Source organism: Sodalis praecaptivus (assembly GCF_000517425.1).
Taxonomy (GTDB): Bacteria; Pseudomonadota; Gammaproteobacteria; order Enterobacterales; family Enterobacteriaceae; genus Sodalis_A; species Sodalis_A praecaptivus.
In genome coordinates, this window is the sequence record NZ_CP006569.1 from 4,223,141 (window position 1) to 4,240,677 (window position 17,537).

20 protein-coding genes are annotated in these 17,537 nt (G+C 57.5%); 15 read left to right on the forward strand and 5 right to left on the reverse strand.

The features are described 5' to 3' along the window. Positions 1-2: 2 nt before the first annotated feature. From kdsD to npr, 10 genes are all read left to right on the forward strand, one after another. Positions 3-989 carry an arabinose-5-phosphate isomerase KdsD gene (kdsD, locus tag SANT_RS18865; RefSeq protein WP_025424173.1) on the forward strand — a complete coding sequence of 329 codons (987 nt, stop codon included), beginning with the start codon at positions 3-5 and terminating at the stop codon, positions 987-989. Between the two features lie 14 nt (positions 990-1,003). Further along, positions 1,004-1,567: a 3-deoxy-manno-octulosonate-8-phosphatase KdsC gene (gene kdsC / locus SANT_RS18870; protein WP_025423796.1), complete on the forward strand. Its 564-nt coding sequence runs from the start codon at positions 1,004-1,006 to the stop codon at positions 1,565-1,567. Next, complete coding sequence (lptC, locus tag SANT_RS18875) at positions 1,564-2,142, forward strand: LPS export ABC transporter periplasmic protein LptC (protein ID WP_025423797.1); 579 nt, start codon at positions 1,564-1,566, stop codon at positions 2,140-2,142. The genes kdsC and lptC overlap by 4 nt, the downstream gene beginning before the upstream one ends. Next, the gene (gene lptA / locus SANT_RS18880; RefSeq protein ID WP_025423798.1) at positions 2,111-2,662 is read left to right on the forward strand and encodes a lipopolysaccharide ABC transporter substrate-binding protein LptA; all 552 of its coding nucleotides are present in this window, start codon (positions 2,111-2,113) and stop codon (positions 2,660-2,662) included. Before lptC ends, lptA begins: the two co-directional genes overlap by 32 nt. A gap of 15 nt (positions 2,663-2,677) precedes the next feature. Next, entirely contained in the window at positions 2,678-3,403 is a 726-nt protein-coding gene (lptB, locus tag SANT_RS18885) for an LPS export ABC transporter ATP-binding protein (protein WP_025423799.1), read from the forward strand. A 47-nt stretch (positions 3,404-3,450) separates the two neighbouring features. Further along, a complete protein-coding gene (gene rpoN / locus SANT_RS18890; protein ID WP_025423800.1) occupies positions 3,451-4,884 on the forward strand; it encodes an RNA polymerase factor sigma-54 in 1,434 nt (477 codons plus the stop codon). Between the two features lie 23 nt (positions 4,885-4,907). Next, positions 4,908-5,195, forward strand: coding sequence for a ribosome hibernation promoting factor (hpf, locus tag SANT_RS18895; protein WP_011410062.1), 288 nt, complete (start codon positions 4,908-4,910; stop codon positions 5,193-5,195). A 105-nt stretch (positions 5,196-5,300) separates the two neighbouring features. Continuing rightward, the gene (gene ptsN, locus SANT_RS18900; protein WP_025423801.1) at positions 5,301-5,780 is read left to right on the forward strand and encodes a PTS IIA-like nitrogen regulatory protein PtsN; all 480 of its coding nucleotides are present in this window, start codon (positions 5,301-5,303) and stop codon (positions 5,778-5,780) included. Between the two features lie 93 nt (positions 5,781-5,873). Further along, a complete protein-coding gene (gene rapZ, locus SANT_RS18905) occupies positions 5,874-6,728 on the forward strand; it encodes an RNase adapter RapZ (protein WP_025423802.1) in 855 nt (284 codons plus the stop codon). Further along, the gene (gene npr / locus SANT_RS18910; RefSeq protein WP_025423803.1) at positions 6,725-6,997 is read left to right on the forward strand and encodes a PTS phosphocarrier protein NPr; all 273 of its coding nucleotides are present in this window, start codon (positions 6,725-6,727) and stop codon (positions 6,995-6,997) included. The genes rapZ and npr overlap by 4 nt, the downstream gene beginning before the upstream one ends. Before the next feature lie 183 nt (positions 6,998-7,180). Here npr and SANT_RS24625 read toward each other — a convergent pair whose 3' ends face one another. Then, positions 7,181-7,501, reverse strand: a complete 321-nt coding sequence (locus tag SANT_RS24625) for a hypothetical protein (RefSeq protein ID WP_200867255.1) — start codon at positions 7,499-7,501, stop codon at positions 7,181-7,183. Between the two features lie 268 nt (positions 7,502-7,769). Here SANT_RS24625 and SANT_RS23040 point away from each other — a divergent pair, with 268 nt between their 5' ends. The 4 genes from SANT_RS23040 to SANT_RS18935 all read left to right on the forward strand — a co-directional run bounded on the left by SANT_RS23040 (position 7,770) and on the right by SANT_RS18935 (position 11,321). Continuing rightward, on the forward strand, positions 7,770-8,372 hold the full coding sequence (locus tag SANT_RS23040) for an Ail/Lom family outer membrane beta-barrel protein (RefSeq protein ID WP_025423805.1): 603 nt from the start codon (positions 7,770-7,772) through the stop codon (positions 8,370-8,372). Positions 8,373-9,061: 689 nt separating this feature from the next. After that, positions 9,062-10,177, forward strand: a complete 1,116-nt coding sequence (locus SANT_RS18925) for an NADH:flavin oxidoreductase (protein ID WP_200867256.1) — start codon at positions 9,062-9,064, stop codon at positions 10,175-10,177. Positions 10,178-10,611: 434 nt separating this feature from the next. After that, on the forward strand, positions 10,612-11,004 hold the full coding sequence (locus SANT_RS18930) for a winged helix-turn-helix transcriptional regulator (protein WP_025423807.1): 393 nt from the start codon (positions 10,612-10,614) through the stop codon (positions 11,002-11,004). Positions 11,005-11,057: 53 nt separating this feature from the next. Next, a complete protein-coding gene (locus SANT_RS18935) occupies positions 11,058-11,321 on the forward strand; it encodes an MFS transporter (RefSeq protein ID WP_148296326.1) in 264 nt (87 codons plus the stop codon). On the opposite strand, the gene aldA is transcribed toward SANT_RS18935, so the two are convergent. From aldA to SANT_RS18960, 4 genes are all read right to left on the reverse strand, one after another. Then, positions 11,300-12,742: an aldehyde dehydrogenase gene (gene aldA, locus SANT_RS18940; RefSeq protein WP_025423809.1), complete on the reverse strand. Its 1,443-nt coding sequence runs from the start codon at positions 12,740-12,742 to the stop codon at positions 11,300-11,302. The genes SANT_RS18935 and aldA overlap by 22 nt on opposite strands. A gap of 896 nt (positions 12,743-13,638) precedes the next feature. Further along, the gene (locus SANT_RS23920) at positions 13,639-14,727 is read right to left on the reverse strand and encodes a YsnF/AvaK domain-containing protein (protein WP_025423811.1); all 1,089 of its coding nucleotides are present in this window, start codon (positions 14,725-14,727) and stop codon (positions 13,639-13,641) included. Positions 14,728-14,761: 34 nt separating this feature from the next. Continuing rightward, on the reverse strand, positions 14,762-15,196 hold the full coding sequence (locus tag SANT_RS18955) for a YsnF/AvaK domain-containing protein (RefSeq protein ID WP_025423812.1): 435 nt from the start codon (positions 15,194-15,196) through the stop codon (positions 14,762-14,764). Between the two features lie 464 nt (positions 15,197-15,660). Beyond that, positions 15,661-16,731, reverse strand: coding sequence for a DUF1615 domain-containing protein (locus SANT_RS18960; RefSeq protein ID WP_051440250.1), 1,071 nt, complete (start codon positions 16,729-16,731; stop codon positions 15,661-15,663). A 344-nt stretch (positions 16,732-17,075) separates the two neighbouring features. Here SANT_RS18960 and SANT_RS18965 point away from each other — a divergent pair, with 344 nt between their 5' ends. Further along, positions 17,076-17,510, forward strand: a complete 435-nt coding sequence (locus SANT_RS18965) for a YhbP family protein (RefSeq protein ID WP_025423814.1) — start codon at positions 17,076-17,078, stop codon at positions 17,508-17,510. Positions 17,511-17,537 lie beyond the last annotated feature (27 nt).

Consider the following 17,537-nt stretch of genomic DNA (forward strand, 5'->3'; position numbering starts at 1 on the left):
TTATGTCGCAGAATACATTAGCGCCGGCCTTTGATTTTATCGCCGCCGGAAAGCAAGTTCTCGCAATTGAGCGCGAGGGTCTGGCGCAGTTGGATCAATATATCAACGACGATTTTCGCCGCGCCTGTGAAGCGCTGTTCCGCTGCACCGGCAAAGTGGTGGTAATGGGCATGGGCAAATCCGGCCATATCGGCCGCAAACTGGCCGCCACTTTCGCCAGTACCGGTACTCCGGCGTTTTTCGTCCATCCCGGCGAGGCCAGCCATGGCGATCTGGGCATGGTTTCGCCGCAGGATATCGTCATCGCGCTGTCCAATTCCGGCGAATCCCACGAGGTACTGGCGCTGATTCCGGTGCTCAAGCGCCTGCATATCCCGCTCATCTGCATGACCGGCAAGCCGGACAGCACCATGGGGAAAGCGGCGGAAATCCATCTTTGCGTGCATGTGCCGGAAGAGGCCTGCCCGCTCGGCCTGGCGCCCACCGCCAGCACCACCGCCGCGCTGGTGATGGGCGACGCGCTGGCGGTGGCCCTGCTGCGGGCGCGAGGCTTCACCGCCGAAGATTTCGCCCTGTCCCATCCCGGCGGCGCATTAGGACGCAAACTGCTGCTGCGCGTGAGCGATATCATGCACAGCGGTGACGATATTCCGCAGACCGCCCGCACGGCCTCATTGCGCGATGCGCTCTTGGAAATCACCCGTAAAAATTTGGGCATGACGGTGATTTGCGATGCGCAAAATGTCATTGCCGGTATTTTTACCGACGGCGATCTGCGGCGGGTGTTTGATATGGGCATCGACCTTAACCGGGCGCGCATCGCCGATGTCATGACCCCCGGCGGCGTGCGCGTCGCCCCCGACATGCTGGCGGTGGAGGCGCTCAACCTGATGCAGGCGCGCCACATTACCTCGCTGCTGGTAGCGCAGGACGACCACCTGATAGGCGTGGTGCACATGCATGATATGCTACGCGCCGGCGTGATATAACAAGGAACACCTTCATGCAACAGACCCCCACCGTCGAGACGTGTTATGGACCGGTCGCGCAGCAGGTGCTGCAACGGGCCCGCCATATTCGTCTACTGATTTGCGATGTGGATGGCGTGATGTCCGACGGCCTGATTTATATGGGCAATCACGGTGAAGAACTCAAAGCCTTCAATGTCCGCGACGGCTACGGCATTCGCTGCCTGCTGACATCGGGCATTGAGGTCGCTATTATTACCGGCCGCTCCGCCAGGCTGCTGGAGGACCGCTGCGCCACGCTCGGCATTACGCACCTTTACCAGGGGCAGTCGGATAAGACTTTGGCCTTTAAAGCGCTTCTGAGTAAACTGACATTAACGGCACAACAGGTCGCCTACGTGGGCGACGACCTGATTGATGCTCCGGTCATGGACCAGGTTGGCCTGAGCGTGGCGGTGGCGGATGCGCACCCGCTATTGCGGCCCAGGGCCGATTACGTTACCCGCATCGCCGGCGGTCGCGGCGCCGTGCGGGAAGTCTGCGACCTGCTGCTGCTGGCGCAGGGAAAGCTGGAGGATGCCAAAGGGCAGTCGGTATGAGTAAGAATTTGCGTTGGACCACGGCGCTGCTGGGATTATTGGTACTGGTGCTTATCGGCTGGAATCTGGCGGATACCGACTCGGCGCCCGCCCAGGCGCCGGTCAATACCGGCGAGCCAACCTATCAGAGCGAATATACCACCACGGTGGTGTATAACCCGGCGGGGGGGCTTAACTATAAGCTGGTGGCCGATCACGTGAATCACTACGCCGAGCAACAGATAACCTGGTTTACTCGGCCGGTCGCCACCACGTTCGATGAGGACAAAGTGCCGACCTGGACGGTAAAGGCCGATAAGGCCAAGCTGACCCAAGACAGGATGCTTTATCTGTATGGCCATGTTCAGGTGGATAGCCTGACCGACGCCTCGCAGCTTAAACGCATTACAACAGATAACGCGGTGGTTAACCTGGTCACGCAGGACGTCTCCTCGGATGATGAGGTAACCTTATATGGTACCGGCTTTAACTCCACCGGCATGAAGATGCGCGGCAATCTGCGCAACAAGACCGCCGAGTTGATTGAAAAGGTTAAGACCTCTTATGAAATCCAGAATTCACAACGTACGCCCTAGCCTGCTTCTGGCCGGCGGCTTAATGCTGGCCAGCGCGCAGGCGCTGGCGCTCACCAGCGACAACCAGCAGCCGATTCATATCGACTCCGCGCAGCAGGCGGTGGATATGGCGACCAACACCGTGACCCTAACCGGTGAGGTGGTGGTCAAGCGTGGCTCCATCGATATTCGCGCCGATAAGGTGGTCATCACCCGTCCCGACGGTAAGGACGGTAACGAAGTGGTGGAAGGCTTCGGTAATCCGGTGACCTTCTATCAGTTGCAGGACGACGGCAAGCCGGTGCGCGGTCATTCGCAGAAAGTGCGCTATGAGACCGCTAATGATCTGGTGATCCTGACCGGCAATGCCTATCTGGAGCAGTTGGACAGCAACGTCAAGGGCGATCGTATTACCTATCTGGTCAAGAAACAGCAGATGGAGGCGTTCAGCGACAAAGGCAAACGGGTCACCACCGTACTGGTGCCGGCGCAGTTGCAGGATAAAAGCGGCGCTAAAGCGCCGGCGAAATCGGCCAAATAAACGGGTATAGGATGTATGGCAACATTAATCGCAGAAAATTTGGCTAAAGCCTATAAAGGGCGCCGCGTGGTGGAAGACGTCAGCCTTAAGGTAAGCTCTGGCGAAATTGTGGGATTGCTGGGGCCAAACGGGGCGGGTAAAACTACCACGTTTTATATGGTGGTGGGCATTATTCCCCGTGACGCCGGCCGCATTGTGATCGACGAAGACGATATCAGCCTTCTGCCGCTGCATACCCGCGCCCGGCGCGGTATCGGCTATCTGCCGCAGGAAGCCTCGATCTTCCGCCGTCTGAGCGTGTTCGACAATCTGATGGCGGTGCTGCAAATCCGCCAGGATCTGACCAGCGAACAGCGCAACGACCGCGCGAAAGAGCTGATGGAAGAGTTTCATATCAGTCACCTGCGCGACAACCTCGGCCAGTCGCTATCCGGCGGTGAACGACGCCGGGTGGAGATCGCGCGCGCGCTGGCCGCCAATCCTAAATTCATCCTGCTTGACGAACCTTTTGCCGGCGTCGATCCGATTTCGGTCATCGACATCAAAAAAATCATTGAACATTTGCGCGACAGCGGCCTTGGCGTGCTGATTACCGACCACAACGTGCGTGAAACCCTCGACGTGTGCGAACGGGCCTATATCGTCAGCCAGGGTAAGCTTATCGCCCACGGCTCCCCCGCCGACATCCTGCTCGACGAACAGGTCAAGCGGGTTTATCTGGGCGAAGAGTTCCGCCTCTGATAAGGTGACGTTACCGCCGTGGTTCGTGAGGATAGTTGACGCATTATATGAAGCAAGGTTTACAACTCAGGCTGAGTCAGCAGCTAGCCATGACCCCGCAGTTGCAACAGGCCATCCGTCTGTTGCAATTGTCCACGCTTGAACTCCAGCAGGAAATTCAGACGGCGCTGGAAAGTAACCCCTTGCTTGAGCAGGCCGATTTGCATGACGAGGTGGAGGCGCACGATGCGCCCGACAGTGAATCGCTGGACACCCGCGAGGCGATGGAACAAAAGGACATGCCGGAAGAGCTGCCGCTGGACGCCACCTGGGACGAAATGTACTCCGCCGGCACGCCATCCGGCACCGGTACCGATTATCGCGACGAAGAATTACCCGTCTATCAGGGCGAAACCACCCAGACCCTACAGGATTACCTGATGTGGCAGGTGGAGCTCACCCCTTTCTCCGATACCGATAAAGCCATCGCCACCTCGATAGTCGACGCCGTGGACGACACCGGTTATTTGACGGTGCCGCTGGACGATATTCTCGACAGCATCGGTGACGAAAACGTGACCCTCGACGAAGTAGAAGCAGTGCTAAAACGCATTCAGCGCTTTGATCCGGTCGGCGTGGCGGCGCGGGATTTGCGTGATTGCCTGCTGATTCAGCTCTCGCAGTTTCCGGTCGATTTGCCCTATCTCAACGAAGCGCGGCTCATCGTCAGCGATTATCTTAATCTGCTGGGCAGCCATGATTTCCGCACTCTGCTGCGTTCGACTAAGCTGAAAGAAGAGGTGCTGAAACCCGCGATGGGGCTGATACAGTCGCTGGATCCGCGTCCAGGGCAGTCCATCAATACCGGCGAGTCGCACTATGTCATTCCTGACGTGCTGGTGCGCAAACTGCAAAACCGCTGGGTCGTGGAACTGAATACCGACAGTATCCCGGCCCTGCGCATCAATCAGCAGTACGCGGCGTTGGGTAGCAGCACCCGCAATGATTCGGACGGTCAGTTCATCCGCAGCCATTTGCAGGAGGCGCGCTGGCTGATTAAAAGCCTGGAAAGCCGCAATGAAACGCTGCTGAAGGTGACGCGCTGTATTGTCGAACGGCAGAGAGCGTTTTTTGAACAAGGGGAAGAGTTTATGCGGCCGATGGTGCTGGCGGACATTGCCCAGGCGGTAGATATGCACGAGTCCACGATCTCGCGCGTCACCACCCAAAAATATCTGCACAGCCCGCGCGGCATCTTTGAATTGAAATATTTTTTCTCAAGCCACGTCAATACCGAAGGGGGAGGCGAAGCGTCCTCAACGGCTATTCGTGCGCTGGTGAAAAAACTCATCGCCGCGGAAAACCCGGCGAAGCCGCTTAGCGACAGTAAGCTCACCGACCTGCTTTCCGAGCAGGGTATCATGGTGGCGCGGCGTACCGTAGCAAAGTACCGAGAGTCTTTATCCATCCCGCCGTCGAACCAGCGAAAACAATTGGTTTGACCTCTACAGAGAAGGAAGACACTATGCAGCTGAACATTACCGGACAGCATGTTGACATCACCGACGCCTTACGAGAATTTGTTACCACCAAATTCTCAAAGCTGGAACAGTTCTTCGATCGCATCAATCAGGTTTATATTGTCCTGAAGGTGGAGAAAGTTCAGAAGATTGCCGAAGCGACGGTGCATCTCAACGGTGGTGAGCTGCACGCGACTGCGGAAGCGGATGATATGTACGCCGCCATCGATCTATTGATCGATAAACTCACGCGGCAGTTGAACAAGCATAAAGAGAAGCTGAAACAATATTAATTTAACCGTAGCCGACAACGCTACCTAAACCTCACATCGGCTCGTTATCCCTACGGTAACGGGCCGATGAGTCTTAAAGGTTAACCAGCGCCTAAGTGACCCGAAATGACTAACGATACAGCAATGCAAATTGATTCAGTGTTAAACATTGAATGTACCCGCAGCGACGTCCACTGCCAGAGCAAGAAAAGAGCGCTGGAAATCATCAGCGAACTGGCGGCGAAGCAGCTCAACCTGGCGCCGCAAGTGGTGTTTGACGCCGTATTGACGCGTGAACGCATGGGCAGCACCGGTATCGGTAATGGCATCGCCATTCCGCACGGGAAGCTGGAAGAGGACACGCTGCGCGCGGTCGGGGTTTTTATCCGGCTTGAACAGCCTATCGCCTTTGACGCCATCGATAATCAGCCCGTGGACCTGCTGTTCGCGCTGCTGGTGCCGGCGGAGCAGTGCAAGGTCCATTTGCACACCCTGTCGCTGGTCGCCAAGCGGCTGGCGGACAAAACCGTTTGTCGCCGCTTGCGCGCCGCGCAAAGCGACGAGGAGCTGTATCAGATTATGACCGAGACGGATGACGGCGACTGATGTCGCGGCGCCGTCCCGACCGCGGGATGGAATGGGCGAGGCATGGCCGCATCGCCAGGGGATGAGATAAGTAAGGCAGAGGGGTGTAGCGTCATGGTGCTGATGATAGTCAGCGGTCGTTCCGGCTCAGGTAAATCCGTTGCGCTGCGCGCGCTGGAGGACATGGGTTTTTATTGCGTCGATAATCTGCCGGTGGTGCTGCTGCCGCAGCTTGCCAGTACGCTGGCGGCGAGCAATATCTCCGCCGCGGTGAGTATCGATGTGCGCAATATGCCCGAATCGCCGGAAATTTTTGAGCAGGCCATGGATAACCTGCCGCAGGGCTTTTCCCCGCAGCTCCTGTTTCTGGACGCCGATCGTAACACGCTCATCCGCCGCTATAGCGACACCCGCCGGCTGCACCCGCTCTCCGCCCGGAACCTGTCGCTGGAAAGCGCCATCGATGAAGAGGATTCGCTGCTTGAGCCGCTGCGCTCGCGCGCCGATTTAGTGATCGACACCTCCGAAATGTCGGTGCATGAGCTGGCCGAAATGCTGCGCACCCGCCTGTTGGGCAAGCGCGAGCGGGAACTGACCATGGTGTTTGAATCCTTCGGCTACAAGCACGGCATCCCCATCGACGCCGACTATGTATTCGACGTACGCTTTTTGCCCAATCCCCACTGGGATCCCAAGCTCAGGCCGATGACCGGCCTGGATCGCCCCGTCGCGGCGTTTTTAGATCGCCATACCGAAGTACATAATTTCATCTATCAGACCCGCAGCTATCTGGAGCTGTGGCTGCCGATGCTCGAAACCAACAACCGCAGTTATCTCACGGTGGCGATAGGCTGTACCGGCGGCAAGCACCGTTCGGTCTATATCGCTGAACAGCTGGCGGACTATTTCCGTTCTCGCGGCAAGAATGTCCAGTCCCGCCACCGCACTCTGGAAAAGCGCAAATCATGACGGTCAAACAAACGGTAGAGATAAAAAACCGCCTGGGGATGCACGCCCGGCCGGCAATGAAGCTGTTTGAATTGGTACAGAGTTTTGATGCCGAAGTGCTGTTGCGCAACGACAGCGGCACCGAAGCGGAAGCCAGCAGCGTTATCGGTTTGCTGATGCTCGATTCCGCCAAAGGGCGGATGATCGAAGTCGAGGCCACCGGGCCTGACGAGGTACAGGCGCTGGCGGCGGTGATCGAGCTGTTTAACGCCGGGTTTGACGAGGATTGACCCCGACCCCGTCCGCCACCCTTTCCCTGCCCCCTCTGCGGTCCAAGCCTGTCACGGGCGACGCTCTCGCCGCGTGTAGCTTCCCCGTCTTGCATCGGCATTCAACGCCGACAAACCTTTGCCCGCTTAGAACGTAGCCGGCGGTCGACGCCGCCGGGTGGTGGCGATGGGTATCCGGTCGGGCTATCCGCACCCGGGTGCAGGCAAATGCGATCTTCCGAGCTTCGGCCGCCCCAGCACCGAAGTGCGGCCATTACGATGGGGGAATGGATTCAAGTTAAGCGTAAAGTCCAGGTCCAAATCCAGGTCCAAGCCCAGGTCCAGGTCCACGTCCACGTCCACGTCCACGTCCACGTCCACGTCCACGTCCAAGTCCAAGTCCAAGTCCAAGTCCAAGTCCAAGTCCAAGTCCAAGTCCAAGTCCAAGTCCAAGTCCAAGTCCAAGTCCAAGTCCAAGTCCAAGTCCAAGTCCAAGTCCAAGTCCAAGTCCAAGTCCAAGTCCAAGTCCAAGTCTTATATTTAGTTTAAGTTTACATTCTAGCTACTGTGTTAATATTTATTTTTAATCGTCATCTTCAATAATCAATCTACTTTGAAAAATAAGTCTCCCTTGAGTAGGGAGCTGCCTCGTTTTTATTTCTTGGCCACCGGCAGTCAGGGTTGTCATTTAACCGACATTCATATCAAGAACGTAAAATCAATAAGCCACCTACGTCGCGGCCGTTTGCGCGCGGTCAATTAAAAAGGGAATCATTAATAAAAGGATTTATTTATGAAACCGCTGTTTTTTATCATCGTCTTTGGTATTGCCTTATCGCAACCCGTCCCTGCCTTGGCCGAGTTCCACAGCCTTAGCGCCAGTTACCTTCACAGCTTTATCAAAATTAAAACCGGCGGCACGGAAGCCGACGCCGGCGCCTTGGACGGCATCAACGTTAAATATCGTTATGAATGGGGTGGCCCGCTCAGTCTTATCGGCTCGCTGAGCTATATGACCGCCAATGCCTACAACCGCCAAGTTTCTGAAAATAGTTTTCAGGAGGATGCTCGATATCGCTACAGCGCGGTTTCATTGACGGCAGGGCCTGCCTGGCGTTTCAATGAATACGTCTCTCTTTATGGCATTATCGGCGTGAATTACGATGATTATTCATTACACGCCAGCAAAATCGCTATAAAGGCAGGCACATCGACCGCTACGCAGCATTACCGAGATCAACGACAGAAAGCCGCCCTCGCCTATGGCGCAGGCGTGCAAATCAACCCGGTCCAACACATGGTAGTGGACCTAGGCTATGAAGCCAGCCGCTTCGACCATCGCGGTTTAACCTTTACCCGAAACGCGCTGCTTTTCGGCGTCGGCTATCGTTTCTGAGCGCTGAGCCGGCGCGCAGGACGGTGGTCTTCCTCTTCCTTCGCCGTCTGAGACGTTTTGCCCGCGGTGCCTTGGTGTCTGTCGAAAGGCCGGCGCGTTAAGGTGGTTCTAAGGCTAGAGCGAGGCTAGTGAGGCTGGTGGGCCAGCGAAGCTAGTGGGGCCTGCGAAGCCTGCGAAGCCTGCGAAGCCTGCGAAGCCTGCGAAGCCTGCGAAGCCTGCGAAGCCTGCGAAGCCTGCGAAGCCTGCGAAGCCTGCGAAGCCAGTAAAGCCAGTAAAGCCAGTAAAGCCAGTAAAGCCAGTAAAGCCAGTAAAGCCAGTAAAGCCAGTAAAGCCAATAAAGCTAGTCTGTGTCTGTCAAATGATTAAGGCAGAACATCTGCCTGAGTGAAGGAATAAATACCGTTATGGCACTGAATGATCTGCCCGATGCAGCCTGGGCATGGTTATTCCCCCGTCCTCTCGACAGGACATCCTCAGAAGCCATTTGATGCCGTTGAGTCGCAGTTGAACTGCGTTAAGCACCTCCGCAACACCCTCGACTATTCATCGCCAATCTGATCGAATAATGATCGCCCTCAGGCATACAGTTAACTGGCCTATACCTAGGCTACTCTAGGTGCGTTATTGTAACTTAGTGTCTCAAGTAATATCGTTTAGGTCTCCCCCCATCGTAAAGAGGCATGTCTACTATGACCACCACCGATGTCCTGTTTCGTCCTTTCCGTATTGGCACCATGGAGCTACCTAACCGTATCGTCATGGCACCCATGACCCGCAGCTTCGCCGTGGATGGGATCCCTGGCGCGGCGCATGCGGATTACTATCGCCGTCGGTCGGAGGGCGGGGTGGGCCTTATTCTCTCCGAAGGCACGGTTATCGATCGTCCTGCGTCGCGCAACGATCCTGGCGTCCCGTTTTTCCACGGCGACGCAGCGCTGGCGGGCTGGAAGGGCGTGATCGATGCGGTTCATAATGGCGATGCCAAGATGGGCCCGCAGCTTTGGCACACCGGTGCGCTCAAGAGCTTTCTGACGGAGTGGGAGCCGGACTCGCCGGTCGAAAGCCCGTCTGGTTTAGAGGCACCGGGCGTTGAGCGCGGCGTCGCCATGAGCGATGGCGACATTGCCGACACGATCGCCGCCTTTGCCCGCGCCGCCAGCGACGCGAAGCGCCTTGGCTTCGACACCATCGAACTGCACGGGGCGCACGGCTATCTGTTCGACCAGTTCTTCTGGGCGGCCACCAACCGGCGGACCGATAGCTATGGCGGTGCCACGATCGGCGAACGCTCGCGCTTTGCCGCAGAAGTCGTCGCGGCGGTCCGGGCGAGCGTTGGCCCCGACTTCCCGATCATCCTGCGTCTCAGCCAGTGGAAAGTGCAGGACTTCACCGTGCGGCTCGCAAAGACGCCCGACCTCATGGCCGACTGGCTGCTGCCCCTGGTAGAGGCCGGCGTTGACGTGCTGCACTGCTCGCAGCGACGATTCTGGGAGCCCGAGTTCCCGGACATCGATGGCGAGCAGGGCCTGAATTTCGCCGGCTGGGCCAAGAAGCTGACCGGCGCAGCCACCATCAGCGTCGGCTCGGTCGGCCTTACGGGAGACTTCATGGGCGCATTCAGCGGCGAGGGCTCGTCTACGGCAAGACTCGACAAACTCGTCGAACGGATGGAGCGCGATGAGTTCGACCTGATCGCCGTCGGCCGCGCTCTGATCGCCGATCCGGCATGGTCAGAGAAGGTACGGAACGGCAATAGCAGCGCCTTGAAGGACTTCGACGTAGCCATGCTCGCCGATCTGGTATAGCAATTGGCAGCGCCGTTCATCACCGCGAACCCGGCGGACCCGAGACGCGGAACGATCAGGCTTCGGCCCCCAAGACCTGAGACCTTGATGACGGCGCATCCGTGATGCGCGACATTAAACACATCCCGACCGGGCGTATGTTGTACAGGTAGCATGCGGACGGCAGCGTCGTCGGGTACGGTCAGTGGGCGCCCGAGCTGGTCGAGCAGCACATCTTCGCACCGCTGCGCGCCGGGACGTCGGCCTCGCAGATCTGACCTGGGCCATGCTGCCGTCCACCGGCAGCGCGGCCCCGTTGAGGTATCGATCGCGTCGGCGATTTTCCTGAAAGCATGCCCAACCCTCCGCACCTCGCTGGTGATGACGAAGATATCATTCCTATATATAATCACAGGAAGGCACCGGGTGGTGCTCAGATAGTGAGGTGGATACCTATGCCCAAAGACGTGCTCGAGCTGCCTCTTGATGTCACCGCGACGCGGCCTATCCTCGAACATATTGCCAACAAGTGGACGGTGCTGATCCTGAACGTTCTCTGCACGCAGCCGGCGCGGTTCAACGACCTCAGGCGCCGCCTCGACGGCATCTCCCACAAGGCCTTGTCTGAGGCATTAAAGCGTCTGGAGCGCAACGGCCTTATCAGTCGTAAAGTCCTGCCGACGCAGCCGGTCGGCGTCGAGTACACCATTACCTCGCTTGGCTGCTCGCTACGCGAACCCTTTGCTGCCCTCTACAACTGGTCGCTTGCCAACGGCGCCGCGTTGGAAAAAGCGCAGCGTGCCTATGACGCATCGCGAAGGAACGAAGGGTTGGAAGAGCAGATGTAGCTACCAGAGGGCATGACATTGCTTTTTAACCGTCAATGCGGTTTGCTGCCGTGATGCTCTCCACCATAACGATCGCCGGCTATACCCTGGTTTTCTGGCTACCGCAAACGATTCACCCCATCCAGGGCTGTGGCGAGTTCGGTATCGGCCTGCTGACCGCGCTTCTCAGGCTGTGCGCCATCCTCGCCATCACTCTGATGGGAAATATCAGCGACCGCTTCGGTCACTGCCTTTCATCGCGCCGCCATCCGATAAAATCAAGGACCGGCGCCACCGCCCGGTCCACGGCTCGCGTTCAGGATTGGTACTGCAGATAGACCACGTGGGTTTGCAGGTACTCCTCCAGCCCGTGGCGCCCGTCGGCGCCGCCGATGCCCGATTTGCGCCAGCCGGCGTGAAAACCCTGCATCGCTTCAAAATTTTCCCGATTGATGTAGGTTTCACCGAACTTCAGCTTTTTAATGGCCGCCATGGCGGTGTTCAAATTGGTGGTGTAAATCGATGACGTCAGTCCGAACTCGCAATCGTTGGCCATGTTTACCGCCTCATCCAGGGTTGAGAAGGTTGTCACCGGCAACACCGGACCAAATGTCTCCTCGTGCATAATATCCATCTCGTGGCGCACGTCCACCAACAGCGTCGGCTGAAAAAAGAAACCCTTACCCTCGGCGCGCTTGCCGCCGGTCACCAGCGTTGCACCCTGAGAAACCGCGCGATCGACTTTTTCCTGTACGCCCTGGAGAGAAACTTCATCAATCAGCGGGCCCATATCCAGCGCGTCCTTTTCGGCGGGATTGCCGAAGGTCACTTGCTTGAACGCCTCGGTCAGGCGGTTGAGAAACGCATCCTTAATACTGTCCTGCACATAGACCCGCTCGGCGCAGTTACACACCTGCCCGGTATTGATCACCCGCGAGGCCACGATGGCCTTCACCGCCAGATCCAAATCGGCATCCGCCATGACAATAGCCGGCGCCTTGCCCCCCAGTTCCAACGACACCTTAATGATGTTCTTCGCCGCGGCGGCCATCGTTTGCTCGCCCGCCGACACGCTACCGGTAAGGCTGACCATGCCGACTTTCGGGTTGGAAGCCAGCTCATTGCCGACCACAGAGCCGCGGCCGGTCACCAGATTGAATACGCCCTTCGGCAGTCCGACCTCGTGGACGATTTCAGCAAAGGCGATCGCATTATTTGGCGTCAACTGACTGGGTTTGACTACGATGGTATTGCCGGTCACCAGCGCCGGCGCCGCTTTGCGCGCTACCAAAAAGAAAGGAAAGTTCCATGGCAAAATGCCGGTAGTGACGCCGATGGCTTTTTTAAAAACAAAGATATTCTCATCGCGCCTGTCGCTTTGCACGATTTCCCCTTCGTAGCGCCGCGCCCACTCCGCCATATAATCCAAATAGTCGGCGGTAAATAACACTTCAGTATTGGCAAGGGCGCGGGTTTTACCCCCTTCGGCAATAATGATGTCGGTCAACGCTTTCTCACGGGCGCGAATACCCGCCGCGATTTTATGCAGCCAGACGCCGCGCTCCTGTGCCGGAAGTTCCTCCCAGGCTTCTTGCGCACGCTCCGCGGCGTCAATAGCGCTTCTGACGTCTTCCACGCCGGCGTCCGGAACGCGGGAGATCACTTCTTCGGTCGAAGGATTCAGTACCTCAATCCATTTATCCCCCCGATGATCAACAAATTGCCCATCGATATACATTTTCTGCTGCTTAATCGTCATGAGAGCGGCTCCATTAAAGAAATGTTGGGAAAATGTTACGCGTTTGCCTCACGTTGTACCCCGCCGGCGCTGAGAATGCAATCCAACCGACGTCGGGCGACAGCGAGGAAAAAACGGCGGCGGGCGGCTGCGATTCTCATCCCCACCGACAGGAAATAAAGGATAGAAAGAATATCAAAAACAATGAATTAGGTGCCATTCATTAACACTTGACCGCAGCAGACCGACGGGCGCTGTCTAACGCGAACGGCGTGGATAACAGATCATTATAACGGGCTATAACCTCTTCGCGCCTTTATCGGGCTGCCAAAGAAACGAAATGAATGGCAATAACGCAAAGGAAAACACGATATCAATCACAAAAAATGGCCGTAACGCGGAGGTTTTCCCCGATGGAATAGGGAAAATATGGGACGAGGTCCGGCAAAAAAATTGTCAAATCATGATGACCATCACGTTTTGCTCTGATTGGCAGGGCGAGACCCGGCCGCCGCTGACGCAGCATTAGCAGCGATGATCCTCCCGGCTTGCGCACGCGCAGCGCCATGGCGCGACGACGCCGCAATAGCGACCTCTCTGACAGCGGCCACATCGCCGATATCGTCTACGCCGCCTATACGTCTACTTCATCTACTTCATCTGATTTGTCTACTTTTTCTACTTCGTCTACGCCGCCTATACGTCTACTTCGTCTACACCGCCTTTACGTCTACATCGTCTACATCGTCTACATCGTCTACCTAGCAACAATGACCGTCTGACGGGCTAAGGGCAAGAAACCGCAACGCCGGATAAAGCGGCGGCGCCCTGCCCTGCACGGCGGGCGAAACGCAAGCCTAGCCCGCGCCGTTGCAGCCGCTTCAACGCGGCAGACTAGGGATCCTTGCGGCCAGGATTTATTTCCGTTTGGGATCGCGCAGCGGATCAAGAGCACCGTTGCGCTCCTCGTTAGGGAGACCGTCTTCATCCACCCACAACGGGTCGCGTTCTTCCTCTAGCAGAGGATCTTCACCGCGCAACCGCTGTTCCCCCGTCGCGGGATACGTTTCCTCGCGTGTTCTTTCATCATCAATATGCTCGATATCGACTTCCTGGCGGCGTACGGTTTCGTTTACCCGCGCAACCCGATCGGAGCCGTCGGTGCGCACCACCACTTCTTCCACGATGTCGGCGGTTTTATTAATCACCGGCTGCTCGCGGGTTTCGGCGACCTCGACGGTTTTATCCGACCAATCGACTTCATCCAGATAAGCCGGTTCGTTTCGGGCGCGGCGAAAGATATCGGCATGTTGCTCATGTAGCGCCACCTCGGCCTCGACATCCTCATTCACCACATAGCGACGTACGCGCGTGGCGCCCTCTCTAACCACCCGTTTACCCACTTCAAGCCGCTCTTCCGCCAGGCGCAAGACTTCTTCACGCGGCGCGTCAGGGTCAAGAGAGCGGGAGGCTGGGGACGTTTCATCCCCGACGTCGTAAGACGGGGCGCCATCGCGCGCCACATCCGCGGCATCCGGCAATACCCCGCGGCTTACGGGCAATAGCGCCTCATCTTCATAGTCTGGCGCGTCAATACCGGCCTGAGTCCGGCCAATGGGAGATGTTGTCTGATAGTCCTCGACGTCGCGAGCATAGCCGGTGTCTGGCCCCCCCGCATAGTCCGCGCCAGCGCCGGCCGCTGCACCGCTCGCGTCCAGAATCGCCAGCGCCTGCGGCACGTCGTCCTCTTTGGCGCGCAAGGTCAGAATCACACCGCCGGTATCCAGCGCTTGCGTATAAAGTTCCGCATTTTCTTTATCGACGCCGGTACCAAATAGGCGCTGCCACAAGCTAGGATGACGAATCGCTTTCCCTTCCGATTGCAGGTCCTCGCCGGAGATAATACTGATATCGTGATTCGCAAAACCGGCGGCTTCAAGCTCTCGCCGGGCGTCTTTCGCCTGCTGGACAGTATCGAACAACGTTACGATTTTTTCGTGTGCCATGATTGCTACCTCGTTAATGGGGTAAATTGTACGGTCATTCATCATCCCGCTGTTTTTCAACGGTTATATCCTGACTGCGCAACGTCACACTCTCCTGATAAGGGACGGCGGTCGTCACTTTGCGAATGTGGATCTCTTCCCGCAACACCAATGTGCGCACCACTTCAACATGCTCATCCACCACCGGAATAATCATCACGCCATCTTCCTCACGGATAGCGGGATGGGCTTCCAGCGGCGTCCCTTTTATAACGCGGTGTATCTCGACATTTTCCTGTTGTAACCACTCCTCAATGGCCTGCTCGCGCTCGGTTGTCCTGCGCGTGACCCTAACGCGCCCCTGCACTACCCGCTGTTTCGCTACCTCGACCCGCTCCTGAGCCAACGGCAGGGTCTCCTGGACGGTTTCCGCGGTTTCCCCCTGTGCCGTAGAGGGCGGCGACGAGTCATCCGCCGAGTGATTACGCATCGTTCGATCCTCCCCGTGCCCTCTCTGGCGCTATTTGATTAATATCACTGATATTTTCGCTAGTAAGCCGAAAAATATTTTAGATTAATAATTATCCATATAATTATTAGCCTCATTCAACGATAGCCCAAAACAGGCGGGTTCGCCGGCGATAAGCGAAATAAGACGCCGCCATCGCCGCCGCCCAGAGCTTAAAAGGTTAACGGTAAAAACATTAGCGCAAGATAAGTTTTCACCGTCTGAGAGAGGTATCAGAGGTATTCCATGCGGGCATCTCTTTGCCACACCAGCCTTTTTTGCCCGTTGTTTGCCGCGGCTCGGAAAGCGAGAGAGGGTTATTTCCAGCCGGGTAAGATCCGACGCTACGGCTGTTGCGGCCGAAAGCGCACCGTTTCACGCCGTCGTTAACCGACCACGCTAAGGTTACGGCACGCGTTTACGCCGTAAAAAGCAGCGGCGGACGGTTAGCCGCCGCGATCGTCGTCGACGCAGCGCTGATAACGGCTATCGACCCGCTTGGCGAACCAGGCGGTGGTCAGATCGCGGGTGATCTTCGGGCTTTCCAGTTTAATGCCGGGCAGCATTTCCCGCGGTAACCGTTTACCGCCGCGTTCCGCCAGGGCGTAAACCTGCCGGTAGAGGGCCGTTTTCTCGAAGCTCTCTCGTTCCCCCTGCTCAAGCATTTGACGAATCGCCGATGCGCTCAATCCCAGCGGTTGCTGCACCGAACGCAGCGCCAGTTCCGTCTGGCCCGGGCTGTCGGCAGCGTAATTGATCAGATCGCCATCGAGCGCCAGCTTTTTACCGCTAATGCGGCTGACCGCGCTTTGAAAGGCGGCGTTGCGGCTGGCGTACCAGCCGGCGTTATAGTCGGCAAAGCGGTACAGCGGCTGGGAATAGGCGGCGGGATAACCGAGTAAATGCGCCAGGCCGAAATAGATCCCCCCGCGGCGGGTGAACACTTCCTGACGCAACGTGCCCGGAATGGGATAGGGATAATGCTCGGCGTGAGCCTGCGCGAAGGCGATACTGACCTGCATGGGCCCGCCGGTGTGCACCGGATTGAGGTTGCCGAACAGACGCTGTCCCAGCGGCACGGCGTCGATAAAATCATCAAACAGGTCGCTGAGATCTTTCTCGCTGCGCACCTTATCTAGCCGCGTGCTGTAACTGCGGCCATCGGATGAAGGGAGTAGTAACGCGGCATGCATCACAAACGCCGGAATATGCCGCGCGGCGCCGCGGCGGTCGATTTCAGCCCGGGCGATCCCCGCCAAATTTGGCACCGTGGGATCGGCATTAAAGTTGGATTCTTGAGCAATGACCGCCAGGACGGAACAGATATTTTCCGTGCTGGCGGGAAGGGTCTGCGCCGACAGCGCGGCGGCGATATCGGCAGCCCAACCCGGCCTATCGCGCACGCTGGAGGGCATCAGGCGCAGGATATGCGCCTTCACCACCTCCGGTCTGGCGCTGTCGGCCTGCTTACTTTGTTGACTGCCGCAGCCGGTAAGTCCCAGCAGCAGCGTCAGCATTCCCAGCGCCGTCACTCCCGGCCACCGCACGGGCTTAGACCTTACGCCAGGCGGCACTGCGCCGGCGGCGCGCAACGGGTAAAGCACTGCGGGGAATACCAACCGATGAATGTTGTGCAACAGGTGATCCATAACGTCCTTAATAGCGATGCTAACCCTCAAAATCCGTACACCGGGCGGTTTATAGGCCGCGCTGCCCACCGCATCGCACGCCCCAAGACGATGATTGCCGTCCGGAAACGTTGCGTCCTTTGCCGAAAGCAGTATAGTCTTTTCGGCCAGCAATGGCGCGCCGCCGCCGGCATTCTGGCGGCGGACAACATTTCACCGCGGGGCCAATCGTAATGGATGATCAACTGGCGGCCATTTGCCGCTTTATCACTAAACAGCACGTCCTGACGCTGTGCGCCGGCAACCTCGACGATCTTTGGTGCGCCAACTGCTTTTATGTCTTCCACCAGCCGGCGATGGCGCTATGGTTGTTGACCTCTCCGCAAACCCGCCACGGCGAACTGATGCGGCAAAATGCACGGGTAGCCGGAACCATTGCCCCACAGCCGAAAACGGTAGCGTTAATAAAAGGCGTCCAGTATCGCGGTATCATCACCTGTCTCGAGGGCGAGGAGGAACAACAGGCGCGTAGACGCTATTATCATCGCTTCCCGCTGGCGAAAGCGCTGCCCTCTGCGATCTGGCAGTTGGATTTGCTGGAGGTAAAAATGACCGACAATACCCTGGGCTTCGGCAAAAAATTGCGCTGGCGGCGGGAAGCCCTTTGAGATTTGCCGTCCAGCCGAAGGTCTGCG